We start from the raw sequence: 13,468 nt of genomic DNA, 5'->3' as shown, positions 1-13,468 counted from the left end.
GTAGCAAGAAAAAGATAGATGAAAAACACCTGATGGCTTGCTCCATCCCCCCGTGGCAAGAACCAGGTAAAAGAAAGCAAAAAGAGAAAGCAAAAAGCCCTTTGCCCGAACGAGGGCAAAGGGCGATGAGGTGATTGTCCGGGTCGGTGGATGATATTAGTCCAGCGACACATCGTCGTCGATCGGACCGGTGGCGGCAGGACTGCTGGAAGGCGCCCCCTGATCGGGCAGCGAGCGGTTGACGAGGCGGTCGATGCCCTCCTGGGCATGTTTGCTGTCGGGGTAAATACTTTTGGCCTCCAGATACCACGTCAGGGCGGATCCTGTTTGTGGGTTGAGATCGTTTTCCTCAAACTCTTTGCCACGGGTCAGGGCAACCGTGAAGTTGGCGACTTTCGATGACAGCTTCTCAAGCTGCTGGAGGAGTTCCGGGTCTTTCGGGAATTCGTTACGCAAGGTGGCGAGCGACTCCCAGGCAGCATAGTCGTTGCCGAGTTTGGAAAACTCACTGGCCTGGAGGATGGAGATATCGATGCGCTGGATGTTGCGGACGATCTGCTCGACCGCGTCCTTGCGGACAGCGTCATCCTTGACCACGGGAACAAACTCATACTGCCGCTTGAAGATTTCACGGAAGTTATCCTCGCTGAGCAAGCGGTCAAAATCGTCGAGCAGTTTTTTAGCGACATCCCCCTTGTCGAGCATGTTGTCGAGGCGTTTGTCGATTTCCTTGAGCCTTGGATTGGTCGGCCAGACTGCGGTGGCATTCTTGAGTTCCTGTTCAAACTTGGCCTCGTCACCTTTCATCATCGCGATCTGCGCGGAGCGGATGTGTCCGTCCGAGACGCGGGTGTAAGCCGCGATGGCACCCTCGGCCTTGGTTGAATCAAAATCCTTGGAACGTTTTTTCAATGCTTCAAGAAGGACCTTGGCCTGCGCGTAGTCGTGTACATCCATGGCCTTGACCAGGGCATTGCCATCACGGACGTATTCGAGGATTTTCCGACGTTGGTCGCCAGGTACGGTCTGCACGGCGGGAAGGAATTCACCGATGGCAAAGGCTTCGGTGAGACGCTTCGACGCGCTGTGCAGCTCGTTGTGACTAACGTGGTTGTTAAAGGCAGCCACAAAGGTGGTGACCTTGCGCATGGCTTCGTTAGCGGCAGAGTCGAGTCCGGTGACCGTGGGGTCGACCCCCAGTCCTTCACCAAAGAACTTGGAGACATCGGAGCCCTTTTTCAGTCGCATCCGGCTATCGCCGTCGCGGAAGATCAGATTATAGAAGCGGGTGCCGATGACGACGTGTTCGAAACGGCGTTGCACAAAGAGCTGGGCGAGCAGGGCCTGGTACTGGATCTTGGCTTGGATGATGTTCACCTCGTCCTTGGCCTGGTGCATTTTTTTCAGTGCTTCGATCTCAATGATGCGTTTTTGCATCTCCTGAAGCTCGAAGGACTGGGCGGCTTTTTCGACAGTGGATTTCTGGCCGCTTTTCTGGGTACCGGTTTTTTGTTTGGTATCCGCCCCATCGATCAGGTCCTTTTTCTTGGCGACGATGTCGGCGTTGTAGATAATGCGCTTTTTCTCTTTTTCCAGGTTCTCGATATAATCCTTGGAGTTGGAGACGGCGCCCTTCGAAAGCATGGCCGCATAGATGGCATTGGAGAGCGAGTCACAGATACGCCCGTCACCTGGATAGGAGGCAGCGCGTGGCAGGAGTTCAAAACCATTGCGCAGCTTTTGCGAGATGGAAATCCCCTTGGTGTGTGGTGACACGGCGGTCAAAATGGCGTCGATGGTCTCGCGGTATTCCTTGGCGGCAGGCGAGGCGTTGGGAACATCGGCGAGGTAGGCTTCGAACTGTCCTCCGAGCCGGTTGTCGCCCAGGTTGAAAGTATGGCCCATCAGGGTGATGGTTTCCTGTGTGGGATCGATGAAGGGAACTTCGTTTCCGTAGGGGGACTCGGACTTCTTGTTCTCACGCACGATCGTGGTGTCACCTCCGCCGTTGTTCGATGGTGCCGGTTGGTTGCCGCCGCCAGTACCGGGGTTGTACACTTGCGCGCCAACCGGCAGCACGAGGCTGGGAATGGTCGCCAGTAAAATGAAGGTGTGGTTTTTCATAGCTTGTAGGGTTTCGTAGGGTTGGTAGGTGGTGTGTTGGTCCCCGGAGGGTCTGGTAAACTACTGTGCTTTTACATCCAATGCAACGGGTAAACCCTCAAGGTTGATCTCGACCATAAAGGTGTAGCTGTGGCCGCGCTCCAGGTTGACCTTGTCGACCCCGGAGGGAATCTTGATGGGGATGGTGCCCTTGCCTTGTTCGCCCTGATCGACAGAGACGCTGATCATTTGACCCTGGTCAGAGGTCCATTTCAGCTTTTCAGAGATCTTGCCGGTGACGCGGTATTTGTTGCCACTCAGGCTGGTGGCGCCGTTTTTCATATCGGTGATCGGAAGCTCGCTGAGGTGGGGGAATGGTTGTGATCTGTTTTTGATCATGATGAAACCGACAATGAGGCCGCCGATGACGGCGATGCCGACAATGATGGCGATAATGATACCGCTGGCGTTTTTGCTTTTGGTATTGGATCGTGATCTGCGGGACATGGGTATGTTGAAGTGGAGTATGTGAAAATAAGGGAAGGCTATGGGAAAATCGAACACAATCTTGTTAAGATTATGTAAAGGCCGTCAAAAGGGAAAACTAATCCCATTGGTGGCGTTTCAGCCCGATGTATGAGGCTATCAGTCCGATGGCGATGTGTATAGCCAGCAGGTAGTGGCATGCACTGGATGTTAAGAACGATGTTTCCGTCACCGCGTCTATGGCGTTTCGATAGCTCGGGTTCATCGAATCAATACTGCCCGACCACGCCCAGTAGGCGGAAATAAAGGGCCGGGTGATCGATTCAATGCTTTCAGGCAGTGCCAGCACGGCGCCCGACAGAGGGAGCTGGAAACCGACCAGATAGATGGAGAGCAGGGACGATTGCTCAGCCGTTTTCATCAATGAGGAGATTCCGAGGCAGATGAATGTCATGGCGGCATTGACCAGGATCAGGAAGACGGTGTGATCCAGGAAGCCGGCCTCGCTGCCATCCGGGAATTTCCAGAACTGCTGGACGAAGATCGCCATCCACAGCGACTGGATCAGGATCAGACTGCCAAGAAACGCGACTTTGCTGGCAAGGTAGGCAGTAGGCCGGATACCACCGAACTTTTCTTTTTCGAAAATGAGACGTTCGCCGGCGACTTCACGGGCTGAGTTGTTAGAACCCATCAGGGAGAGCAGGACCACCTGGAACATCACGATGCCGGACACGGCCGAGCCGACGCTGAGGTAGCTTTTTTCCACCATGGTATGCTCCTGGATTTCATGCAGCGTCCCCTCATAGCGGTCGGAGAAACGTTTGATGTTCTCGTTGCCGCGTTCACTGAACAGGGCGACCAGAATAGGGAAGCAGATCAGGATGGCGAGCTGCAGGAAGACCTGCCCGCGGTCGCGGAAGAAGATTTTCCACCTGCGTCCTAACAGGGTGGTGAACTGGCTGGCGATTCCAGGGGTCTTGACCAGCTCGGAAGCCTCGCGGATGATCTTGTCCGAGTCGGCGGGGTCTTCCAGGGGGGCGGTGTCGGATTTTATTCTACCCGACTTGGCAGTAGCGGGGGGGATTTCAGTAGGCACCGAGAGTTCCCCTTTCTCGATCAGCTGCTTGCGTCGTTTTTCGAGTTTGCCGTAATAGGCGTCACTGTGTTTGCTCCACGACTGCTGCCACTTCTCCGAGCGTTGCTTGGCGAGCTGCGGGTAGACTTCCTCGGTGTCGTCCACGGAGAAATAGTGGGTCAGTCCTTCCGGCGGTCCGTGGTAGGCCACACGGCCCTCGTGCAGCACCAGAATGGAATCATAAAGCTCCAGGTGGGCGAGCGAGTGGGTGACGGATATGACCGTGCGCCCGTCAGTGCGGGAAAGCTGGTGCAGCAGGCGGACGATGTCGCGCTCCGAGCGGGGGTCGAGCCCCGAGGTGACTTCGTCACAGAGGAGGAGGTGAGGTCCGGTGACCAGCTCCATGGCGAGTCCGAGCCGACGTTTTTGTCCACCGGAAAGGACCTTCACCGGTCGGTCAGCCAACGCGGCCAGGCCGGTCTCTTCGAGAATGCGGTCGATGCGGTTATCGAGTTCGGAGTAGTTTTTGATTTTCACCCTGAGCCGTGTGGCTGACTCGATCGACTCGTCCACGGTGAGTTGATCATAGGCGATGGAGAACTGCGGCACGTAGCCGATTTCCGCAGGATCAAAATCCTTTTCCTTGGCGAGATTGCGACCATCCCAGATGAGGTCGCCGCCCGACTCGTGGTTGAGGCCGGCGATGGTTTTTAACAAGGTGGTCTTACCGCAGCCGGAGGGGCCGACGATAGCCATGAAGTGCCCACGCGGAACCTTCAGGGATACTTTGTCAATGAGGTTGATGGGTTCACCCTCTTTTTGAATGGTGAAGCAGACGTCTTTGAGTTCAAGCACGGTAGGATCGGGTGGATTAGGTTGGTCGACTAAATTAACTAGTGAAAGACAAGCCCGGAGGCGAGAAGAAAACTTGTGGATTTATGGAGTAAGGTTAATCTTCCCCTATGTCGAGACGCGCACAGAGGAGAAAGGCAGTCAGGTCAGGAAAGGTCCGGGGTAACGTCGGGAAATGGTTGCTTCGTATCCTAGGCATACTCGCGTTGGCCATCATTCTTGCAGGATTTGGTCTGTATTCCTGGATGAAGACGTACTTGCACAGTGATGATTTCCGCGTCTTCATGAATGATACCGTGGGTTCGGTGATGGGTGCGGACGCCCGGTTCGAGCTGTTTGAGTGGCAAGGTATGAATGCGCGCACGGCGGGGTTTTCCGCTGAAAACGGCGGCGTGATCCGGCAGATGCGCGCCGAGGGGGTGCAGGCGACGCTTAGCCTGGCAGGGGTTCGCCGTGGTGCCTGGGAAATATCGGACGTTCGAGCCAACCGGCTTGATGTGGTGCTTGATACCACTTTCCGAGAGCCTGCCGTGGTTGATCAAGATGAGGATGAACAGGAGCCCGTGCCGGAGCAAGCCGCCACCGAGCCGGGATTTCTCGAAAGCCTGCTGCCCGACCACGCCGAGCTTTCATCGGTAGAGATCACGAGCTTTAACTTGAAGCTGAATACATCCGGTGGTGATCTGAAGGCGACCGATGTCGCGATGAAAATCGACACGGATAAGGCGAGCCAGGTTTATGATGTCAATCTATCAGGTGGTGTGATAGACACCTCATGGTTCGGTTCACCGCTGGACTTGCAATCGGCGAGAGGCAAGTACAAGGATGGTCATATCTTTCTAACGGAATCGAAGTCGGGGGTCTATGACCGTGGTCTGCTCACCTTGAAAGGGGAGGTGGATGATGGAAAATACGCGTTTTACGGCACGCTGACCGATGTCCGTGCGGAGGAGATGGTGCCCGAGGATTGGCAGAAGCGCATCACTGGCGACCTGAGTGCCAGGTTCAAAGTGAGGTCAACCGGGCAAGGCACCCACACCCGGGGTGAGCTGGAGCTGAAAAAGGGCGTGCTGACGGCTCTTCCGGTGTTGGACAGGATTGCAGCCTATGCCAATACCCAGAGATTTCGTCGGCTCAATCTGTCTGAAGCCACGTTGACGTTTTCGAAGGAGGGAAACCGACTGGACCTCACCGATATTGTGATGGCTAGCGAGGGGCTGGTGCGCGTGGTGGGAGACCTCAGTGTGGTGGATGGTCGACTGGATGGGCGGTTCCGGGTAGGGATCATGCCCGGGACCCTGGCACACATTCCCGGAGCCGAGACCAAGGTTTTTGTCCGGGGCGAGAAGGGTTTGTTATGGTCGCCCCTGCGCATCACCGGTACGATTGACAACCCGCAGGAGGATCTAAGCAACCGGATGATTGCCGCCGCCGGTGAACGGATGTTCGAGCTGGTTCCTGAAACGGGTAAGATGGCACTGAAGTTTGCTCACGAGACGGCCACGGAGCTACCCGGGACCGCCATTGATGCGGGCACCGGGATACTGGGTGAAGGTGGCGGTGCCATCAAAGAGGGCACCGACATCATCCGCGAGGGGGTGGGCGGAGTTCTGGACCTTATCCCCGGCTCGTCCAGCAAGGACAAGTGAGGTGAGCGGCAGGCGCCGGTTCACTGGATCTTGATGGTGAACTTTCTACCGGTTCCCTTGACCCATGCATTGAGCACGCTGCCGTAAAGCTTATCGAGATCACCCGCATCGGAGACACGGAACTCCACGGTTTTGGCGTGGGTCGTGGTGGGGTATTGTTTCATCACCGCGGAATTCACATCCACACCAGTGCGCTGGCCGGCGCGTTCAAGGATTTCCTGGCTGCGGGCCTTGACCCTGGCACCCACATTCGATGCGTCTGAACCCACCGGCTCGATGTAGTAGAAGCGGACCAATGAATTGCCGTTGGTATCGACAACCACTTCAGTAACGCTGAGGTTGCCATCGATGATGTAGGTGTGCTTGCTGACGGAGGAAATACGGTCCAGGGCAACCACGTAGTTTCCACCGGGAACGCTGGCTTGCCAGAACCGGCGGGGTCCGGTGGTTTCCGAGGTGTTTCCATCCGAAGTGCTGTCGTCTGTTTGTGCACTCACTGAGGTGGGCAGGACAGAGAGGGCGAGAAGAGTCGTGGCGATGTAGGTGTAGGCTTTTTTCATGGGATATGTGGTTTGGGTTTTAACTATCCATCAGAAACAAAGTTTCGTCAAAACCTTGATTGTAAAAATTCGGTAAGTTCATTAAGCATTCGTTATGGCGAGTTATCGACCCAATGTAGCGTTGCTGTTGTTGAATCGTGAAGGTAAATTACTGGTCTGCGAGCGCATCAACAAAAAAGGTGCCTGGCAGTTCCCGCAGGGAGGCGTGGACAAGAAGGAAAAAATGATCCACGCGCTGGCCCGTGAAGTGGAGGAGGAGATCGGCTTGCCGAGGAGTGGCTACAAGGTGCTGGAAAAACGGGGCGGTTACACCTACCTCTACTCGGACCAGGTCAAGAAACAGAAGATGCGCTTCGATGGCCAGGTGCAGACGTATTATCTTTGCAAGTTGAAAAAAGGGGCACCGGACATTGATCTGCATACCCAGAGGAATCCCGAATTCGGCCGCTACAAGTGGATCCGCCCTGAGAAATTCAAGCTGAAGTGGCTGCCCGAGTTCAAAAGGCAGGTCTACCGCGCCGTGATGCTCGATTTTTTTGAGGTCAGACTTTAGGATTTGGGCTTCAGGCCTTGGTGGTCGGTCTCCCCGGGCCTTGTCGTTTTCCAGAAGACATCCAGCGCGTCGAGAATCTCGTCCGTGGCCAGCAGATAGATGTCATTGTGTCCGGCGCCCTCGATACTGAGAAAGGTTTTTGGACCCGGGTGCAGGTCATGGAGTTTTTTTCCGTGCCATTGTCCGATCACCTGGTCTTGATCTCCGTGGACGACGAGTAATGGCGTGGTGATGGATGCGATTCGATCGATATTGTTGAACCGGTCGCCCGGGAAAACAGGCACCCGGGTGACGGTTCTGAACGCCGAGATAAAGGGGGTGACCAGCATCAGCCCGGCACAGGACTGGTGCTCGGCGAGCCAGACCGACGGGCCGCTTCCGACGGATTGGCCGTAGATGATGATCTGGTCGGCGGGGACGCCGAGTGTTTCCGTCAGGTGGTTCCACGCCGATTGGCAGGCATCATAACATCCGTCTTCATCCGGGCGGCCTTCGCTGAGGCCGTATCCAGGATAGTCATAGGCGAGGATGCCGTATCCACGGGCATGGAAATCCTGGTGTCTTTCTGCCAGGTAGCCGATGTCCTCGGCGTTGCCGTGCGACCAAAGCAGCGTGGGCATCCCGGGGGCTGCGGGTAGGTGGATCAGGGCGATTTTCCGGCCATCCGATTTTTCAATGCTGCGGACCGGGTGGGATGCCTCTGAATAACCAGCGGTGGGTGGTCGGTGGATGAGTTGGTCGGCAAAGCCGAGGGCCACCACCAGAAGAGCCAGGTAGATGAATGCAATCGATTTGACCGGTCGCATCCAATTCCACTCGCCGATGAGATATTTTTTCCACTGACCCATTTCGTGCGTAACCTCGCGGTTATACCGGGGTAATGCAAGCACGGAAAAAGGTACAGATCCTGCTTGGCTAAACGAAAAGGAGAGAGTATCTGACTGCCACCCCCGCCCGAAGACATACCTGACTTACCTGACTTACCTGATATACCTAATACTATGAGTTTTTTACCCGAACCCTACAAACATCCCTTCGAGATCAATCCCAAGTACAAGAAAAGCGTGGCTTATTTCAGCTCCGAGTTTGCCATTGATCAAACCTTGAAAATTTACTCCGGCGGCCTCGGGTTCCTGGCGGGCTCCCACATGCGCAGCGCCTATGATCTCAAGCAGAACCTCATCGGTATCGGCATTCTGTGGTCGTATGGATATTACAACCAGACCCGTGGGGAAAAGCGTGAGATGGCCATCCAGCAGCGCCGTAAGAAGTATCATTTCCTCAAGGAGACCGATATCAAGTTCACCATCAAGATCCACGACCACGATGTGTGGGTGAAGGTGATGTATCTCCCCGCGGACGTTTTCGGCTCAGCGCCGATGTTCCTTATGACCACTGATATCGAAGAAAACGATGTCATGTCGCAGACGATTTCCCACCGTCTTTACGACTCCGATTTCCTGACCCGGACAGCCCAGTATATCCTGTTAGGTATCGGGGGTGCCACACTGCTTGACAAGCTCGGTGTCGATCCTGACGTCTGGCACATGAATGAGGCGCACGCGCTTTCCGCCGCTTTCCATGTCTATGGAAAACACGGATCGATCGAGGAGGTGAAAAAACGTTTTGTGTTTACCACCCACACACCGGTGGAGGCGGGAAACGAGAAATCGAGTTTCGACCTGCTGCATAGGTTTACCTTTTTCAATGGTCTCAGCCAGGACGAGGCTCGCGAGATTTGCGGTGTTGAAGGCGATGAGTTCAACCACTCACTGGCAGCCCTGCGATTAAGCCACAAGGCGAATGCCGTTTCCAAACTTCACGGTGAAGTATCCCGTGAGATGTGGAAAGGCTACGAAGGCATCTGTGAAATCGATCACGTCACCAATGCCCAGAATAAAAAATACTGGGTGGGGCCCCTGCTTGAGGCCGCCCGTGAGGCCAATGACAAGCAGGCACTCGCCAAGCGGAAACGCGAACTCAAGAAGCTGTTGTTCAAGGAGGTTGCGGACCAGACCGGCAGGCTTTTTGACCCGGACTACCTCACCATCGTGTGGGCGCGTCGTTTTGCCGGTTACAAGCGCGCCGATCTCATCACCCGTGATATCGAACGCTTCGAGGCGATGCTCAGCAATGAAGATCGTCCTGTCCAGATCATCTGGGCCGGTAAGCCATATCCCAAGGACTACGGTGCCATCGATACCTTTAACCGCCTGATTCACCTGACTGAGAAATACTCGAATGCCGCCGTGCTGGTGGGCTACGAGCTTTCTCTCTCCAAACTGCTGAAAGACGGCTCGGACATCTGGTTGAACAACCCCATCGTGACCCGCGAGGCATCCGGCACATCCGGAATGACCGCCGCCATGAACGGCAGTGTGAATTTCTCGACCTACGATGGCTGGGTGTGTGAGTTCGCCAAGGATGGACACAACTCCTTCATCATTCCCGAGGCGGACCGGTCCCTGTCCGACGAGGCGCGTGACCAACACGACATGCTCGGGTTTTACCAGATACTTGAAACCAAGATCCTTCCCACCTATTACGACAATCCGGACGGTTGGTGGGAGATTGTGCTCAACAGCATGAACGATGTTGTGCCTTTCTTCGATTCCGACCGTATGGCTGACGAGTATTACGCCAAGATTTACTCGTAATAGAGTTACAAAACCTCAAGATACAAAACAGAAGAACCCGGGCATCCATGTGGCGTCCGGGTTCTTTTTTTTAATGACTCTCCAGCCTGGGGGCTTGCCCCTTCAGTGCAACGGCTCAACAGAGCCTGATCATATCGCGGACAAATTGTTTCCAGAGATACAACAAGCCGCGGACCGTGTAGCGGAAGTGACCGTCATCGGCGAGCCGGATGATGCCTTGCTTGAGGTTGTGGTCAATTTGCCGGCGTAATTCGTGTTCAAGTTCCTCTTCCAGATGGTCAGGGTCGGGGATACTCAGGTCGTCGTCGATGAAACCTTGTTTTTCGAGGAAGTCGCAATGGTGCTCAAGGAGTTTGACCACACACTCGTTGACACAGCTGATCTGGTTCCAATGGACGCTGGGTGTGGGTTTTAATGTCGGTGAAAAAGGAAAGTTGGTGGTGCGCCAGACGCCATCGGTGATGTCGCGCGAGGTGATGGTCAGGTAGGAAAAGGTGACGTTGGACTGCTCGCAGAGACAGAGTGACGCCACCGACCTGGTTTCCGCATTCCAGTAGAGCTGGTAGAGCTGGTCCATGCCCCCGAGTGTCCAGCCGCAGTCGCGGATATGCTCGAAACCGGCCAGCTCCAGGGTGTGAATGTGTTTTTCTGCGTTGGGAAACCCCTCAAGGCTCGATGAAAAACGTTGCTGGAGTTTGTTTTCAATGGGCATACGCAGCTTGCGGATACGCGTCAGCAACTCGACCCACGGGAGGAAAAACCACGCGGCCATGGCAATGATTCCCGCTAATACCGACCCGGTTAAAAAATAAAAACACAGCCCGGAGGCGACCAGCATGACTAGTGCCCCCAGTTTGCGTAATCTGGCGGTCTTGCATGAGCGCAGGGCGTAAGCAAAGATGATGATGGCGATGACGGTGTAGATTTCCTTCATGGGAAAGTCGTAAAAGAATCAGGTGGGAAAATGCAATAGAGCTGGAGAAGATCTGTGATCTTCTAATTGCCGGGTAATCTCGGGAGGGAATATGCCACCATCCCGCAAGGATTGCAACTTGTGAAAATACCGTCTCCGGATATGTTGTCGGCATGGCGATAGAGACATACCAAGGAATTTGTCCCGATATCCATGAAAGTGCGTTTGTCGCGGCAAGCGCGGATCTGATTGGTCGGGTGAAAATCGAAGAAGACGCCAGCGTCTGGTACAACACCACGCTACGCGGAGATATCAACGAGATCGTGGTCGGCCCCAAGTCGAACATCCAGGACAACTGCTGTGTGCATCTGGCCGACGACTACGGTGCCTACATCGGCGAGTTGGTAACGGTCGGCCACAGCGCCATCATCCACGCCTGCACAGTGAAGGATGAAGTGCTGGTCGGCATGGGCGCCTGTATCCTCGATGGTGCAGTCATCGGCGAGAGGTCGATCATCGGCGCACACGCACTTGTCACGGGTGGCACGGAGATCCCACCAGGCTCACTCGTGCTGGGAAGCCCGGCCCGGGTGGTCAGGACGCTCGATAAAAAACAGCAGGAGGGGATCAAAAAGTGGGCGTTAAAATACGTCAAGGTTTCCCGTAATTTCCGGGCAAGGCCGAATGGGGGGAGGGTTTAAGTTCTAAATTTTAAACTCCAAACTCCAAATGCCGATTCATAAATCCTGACTTAAAAAATCCTATCCATGAAAGATCACGTTAGAGTTGAACCCGTTGCCTTGATGCCAACCCCCGCCGGTTGTGCTGTCTTTCTCGGCGACGGCCAGAAGGTGATCGTCTTTTACATCGAGCCGGCGATCGGGGCATCGATCAATGCGGTGATGTCAGGGGTGAAACCGCCTCGTCCACTGACCCACGATTTGTTTTCCCAGATGCTCGACGCCTTTGGTGCCAAGGTCGACCGGGCGGTGATCATCAAAGTCGAGGGTGAGGTGTTTTACGCCCGGCTCTTTGTGACCGCGGAAAATGAAATCATGGAGCGCAAGGTAGTGGAGATTGACGCCCGCCCCAGCGACTGCCTGGCCCTGGCTGTCAGGCAAGGCGCGCCGATGTATGTGCGCCAGGAGGTTTGGGAGGAATTGCGTGATATGTCCGATGTGCTCGCCGAGCTGAAGGACAAGGCGGGCGGGTCAGAGTAGGACAGCTTTGCAAGCTGTCGGCAGGATATGTGCATGGGTTGCCGACAGCTTGCAAAGCTATCCTACTTTTCGATAAGGCTTCTAACAAAAGCAAGGGCGCCTTCCCGGTCGATAAGCTTTCCTTCCAGCTGTTCGGTCTGCACTTGGTCAAGGATGTCCTTAAACCGGGGGCCGGGCTTCAGTCCGAGCCCGATCAGATCCTTGCCTGTCACCAGTGGCTCTGGAATCAGTGGTTCGGCGGCGAACTCTTCCTCTTTGGCTCGTAGGAAATCATAGTTGTCGGTAAAGCCGTTGCTGCTGGCGCAGTCGACCCGGTGCAGCTCCATTTCATCCTCGAATGTCGGCCTGGCCATCAATCGTTTCACTTTCGCCGTGCGCATTTTTTGCACGTTCATGAAGTTCATGTGGTTGGCCACCATCGCGCAGACGTCCTCTGTTGTTTTGTTAGAGCATTTGAGCCTCCGCAGAATAAGGTCCGCCATTTCCGCGCCAACACGGTCATGACCGTTAAAGCGGATACGGTCGTCCGTTTCATCATAAGTAAAAGTGGCAGGTTTTCCAATATCGTGGAGTAGCACAGCCAGCGAGAGTTCAGGTGACGGGTCGTCCTTGAGCATCTCCAGCATGATCCGTGTATGTGTGTAGACGTCTCCCTCCGGGTGCCACTGTGGCGGTTGTTCACAGCCGATGAGGTCGTAGACTTCCGGCACGATGTAACGCATCAGCCCGCTTTCCGTCAGCAGCTCAAAGCCGCGCGCACGATGCGGGCAAACCAGGATGCGGATGAATTCATCCCGAATGCGCTCGGCGCTTATTTTTGCTAACAGGCCGGCGTTGTCGCAGATAGCCGACCAGGTAGTCGGCTCGATCTCAAACTGCAGTACGGTGGCAAACCGGACGGCGCGCACCAGTCTCAGGGCGTCCTCCTGGAAACGGTCCGCAGCTTGGCCAATCGCCCTGAGCAGCCTGGCCTTCAGGTCTTGTTGGCCTGAGACAAAATCGATGACTTCTCCGCTGCGGGGGTCCTGGAAGAGTCCGTTGACCGTGAAGTCGCGTCGGCTTGCATCTTCCTCCGGGGTGGAGAATGTGACCGACTCCGGGTGTCTCCCGTCTTTGTAGGAGCCATCGTGGCGGAAGGTGGCGATTTCAAAAGGGATGCCATTTTCCCTGACAAGGATCACCCCGAAGTGGGCGCCGATGGCATCGGATTTTGAAAAAAGTGCCTGGACCTCGTCCGGGGTGGCGGATGTGGCGATGTCATAGTCCTTGGGGGTGATGCCAAGAAGGGTATCCCTGACACATCCGCCCGCAAAGTACGCGGTATGCCCGGCATCGATAAGACGCATGGCGGTCGCTTGGGCGGATGTCTTGAGGTCGGGCATGCCTGGTTTTTAGAC

The 13,468-nt window shown here is 55.3% G+C and carries 12 protein-coding genes; 5 read left to right on the top strand and 7 right to left on the bottom strand.

Annotated elements, in window-relative coordinates; all coding sequences use genetic code 11:
* Positions 1-156 precede the first annotated feature (156 nt).
* The 3 genes from H7A51_16395 to H7A51_16385 form a co-directional block, all read right to left on the bottom strand.
* Positions 157-2,124: a hypothetical protein gene (locus H7A51_16395; protein MCP5537801.1), complete on the bottom strand. Its 1,968-nt coding sequence runs from the start codon at positions 2,122-2,124 to the stop codon at positions 157-159.
* A gap of 60 nt (positions 2,125-2,184) precedes the next feature.
* Positions 2,185-2,610, bottom strand: coding sequence for a hypothetical protein (locus tag H7A51_16390; protein MCP5537800.1), 426 nt, complete (start codon positions 2,608-2,610; stop codon positions 2,185-2,187).
* A 97-nt stretch (positions 2,611-2,707) separates the two neighbouring features.
* A complete protein-coding gene (locus H7A51_16385; protein ID MCP5537799.1) occupies positions 2,708-4,522 on the bottom strand; it encodes an ATP-binding cassette domain-containing protein in 1,815 nt (604 codons plus the stop codon).
* Positions 4,523-4,629: 107 nt separating this feature from the next.
* On the opposite strand from H7A51_16385, the gene H7A51_16380 reads away from it, so the two are divergent.
* Entirely contained in the window at positions 4,630-6,168 is a 1,539-nt protein-coding gene (locus H7A51_16380; protein ID MCP5537798.1) for a hypothetical protein, read from the top strand.
* Positions 6,169-6,188: 20 nt separating this feature from the next.
* Here the strand turns inward: H7A51_16380 and H7A51_16375 are convergent, their stop codons facing one another.
* On the bottom strand, positions 6,189-6,728 hold the full coding sequence (locus tag H7A51_16375) for a hypothetical protein (GenBank protein ID MCP5537797.1): 540 nt from the start codon (positions 6,726-6,728) through the stop codon (positions 6,189-6,191).
* Between the two features lie 94 nt (positions 6,729-6,822).
* Here H7A51_16375 and H7A51_16370 point away from each other — a divergent pair, with 94 nt between their 5' ends.
* Entirely contained in the window at positions 6,823-7,281 is a 459-nt protein-coding gene (locus tag H7A51_16370) for an NUDIX domain-containing protein (protein MCP5537796.1), read from the top strand.
* Here the strand turns inward: H7A51_16370 and H7A51_16365 are convergent.
* A complete protein-coding gene (locus tag H7A51_16365; GenBank protein MCP5537795.1) occupies positions 7,278-8,171 on the bottom strand; it encodes an alpha/beta hydrolase in 894 nt (297 codons plus the stop codon). The two genes, H7A51_16370 and H7A51_16365, sit on opposite strands and share 4 nt — an antisense overlap.
* Positions 8,172-8,282: 111 nt before the next feature.
* Between H7A51_16365 and glgP the strand changes: the two genes are divergently transcribed.
* Positions 8,283-9,938, top strand: coding sequence for an alpha-glucan family phosphorylase (glgP, locus tag H7A51_16360; GenBank protein MCP5537794.1), 1,656 nt, complete (start codon positions 8,283-8,285; stop codon positions 9,936-9,938).
* A gap of 115 nt (positions 9,939-10,053) precedes the next feature.
* Here the strand turns inward: glgP and H7A51_16355 are convergent, their stop codons facing one another.
* A complete protein-coding gene (locus tag H7A51_16355) occupies positions 10,054-10,872 on the bottom strand; it encodes a hypothetical protein (GenBank protein MCP5537793.1) in 819 nt (272 codons plus the stop codon).
* A gap of 152 nt (positions 10,873-11,024) precedes the next feature.
* Between H7A51_16355 and H7A51_16350 the strand changes: the two genes are divergently transcribed.
* The gene (locus H7A51_16350; protein ID MCP5537792.1) at positions 11,025-11,552 is read left to right on the top strand and encodes a gamma carbonic anhydrase family protein; all 528 of its coding nucleotides are present in this window, start codon (positions 11,025-11,027) and stop codon (positions 11,550-11,552) included.
* A 66-nt stretch (positions 11,553-11,618) separates the two neighbouring features.
* Entirely contained in the window at positions 11,619-12,071 is a 453-nt protein-coding gene (locus H7A51_16345; GenBank protein ID MCP5537791.1) for a bifunctional nuclease family protein, read from the top strand.
* A gap of 62 nt (positions 12,072-12,133) precedes the next feature.
* Here H7A51_16345 and H7A51_16340 read toward each other — a convergent pair whose 3' ends face one another.
* Positions 12,134-13,453 carry a CCA tRNA nucleotidyltransferase gene (locus H7A51_16340; protein ID MCP5537790.1) on the bottom strand — a complete coding sequence of 440 codons (1,320 nt, stop codon included), beginning with the start codon at positions 13,451-13,453 and terminating at the stop codon, positions 12,134-12,136.
* Between the last annotated feature and the right edge of the window lie 15 nt (positions 13,454-13,468).

The organism is Akkermansiaceae bacterium, from assembly GCA_024233115.1.
Classification (GTDB): Bacteria; Verrucomicrobiota; Verrucomicrobiia; order Verrucomicrobiales; family Akkermansiaceae; genus Oceaniferula.
This window is presented reverse-complemented; position numbering and strand designations above follow the sequence as displayed.

Bases quoted from the DNA above. Each gene is read 5' to 3' on its own strand.
- H7A51_16395 (MCP5537801.1), bottom strand. From the start codon at position 2,124: ATGAAAAACCACACCTTCATTTTACTGGCGACCATTCCCAGCCTCGTG.
- H7A51_16390 (MCP5537800.1), bottom strand. From the start codon at position 2,610: ATGTCCCGCAGATCACGATCCAATACCAAAAGCAAAAACGCCAGCGGT.
- H7A51_16380 (MCP5537798.1), top strand. From the start codon at position 4,630: ATGTCGAGACGCGCACAGAGGAGAAAGGCAGTCAGGTCAGGAAAGGTC.
- H7A51_16375 (MCP5537797.1), bottom strand. From the start codon at position 6,728: ATGAAAAAAGCCTACACCTACATCGCCACGACTCTTCTCGCCCTCTCT.
- H7A51_16370 (MCP5537796.1), top strand. From the start codon at position 6,823: ATGGCGAGTTATCGACCCAATGTAGCGTTGCTGTTGTTGAATCGTGAA.
- glgP (MCP5537794.1), top strand. From the start codon at position 8,283: ATGAGTTTTTTACCCGAACCCTACAAACATCCCTTCGAGATCAATCCC.
- H7A51_16355 (MCP5537793.1), bottom strand. From the start codon at position 10,872: ATGAAGGAAATCTACACCGTCATCGCCATCATCATCTTTGCTTACGCC.
- H7A51_16350 (MCP5537792.1), top strand. From the start codon at position 11,025: ATGGCGATAGAGACATACCAAGGAATTTGTCCCGATATCCATGAAAGT.
- H7A51_16345 (MCP5537791.1), top strand. From the start codon at position 11,619: ATGAAAGATCACGTTAGAGTTGAACCCGTTGCCTTGATGCCAACCCCC.
- H7A51_16340 (MCP5537790.1), bottom strand. From the start codon at position 13,453: ATGCCCGACCTCAAGACATCCGCCCAAGCGACCGCCATGCGTCTTATC.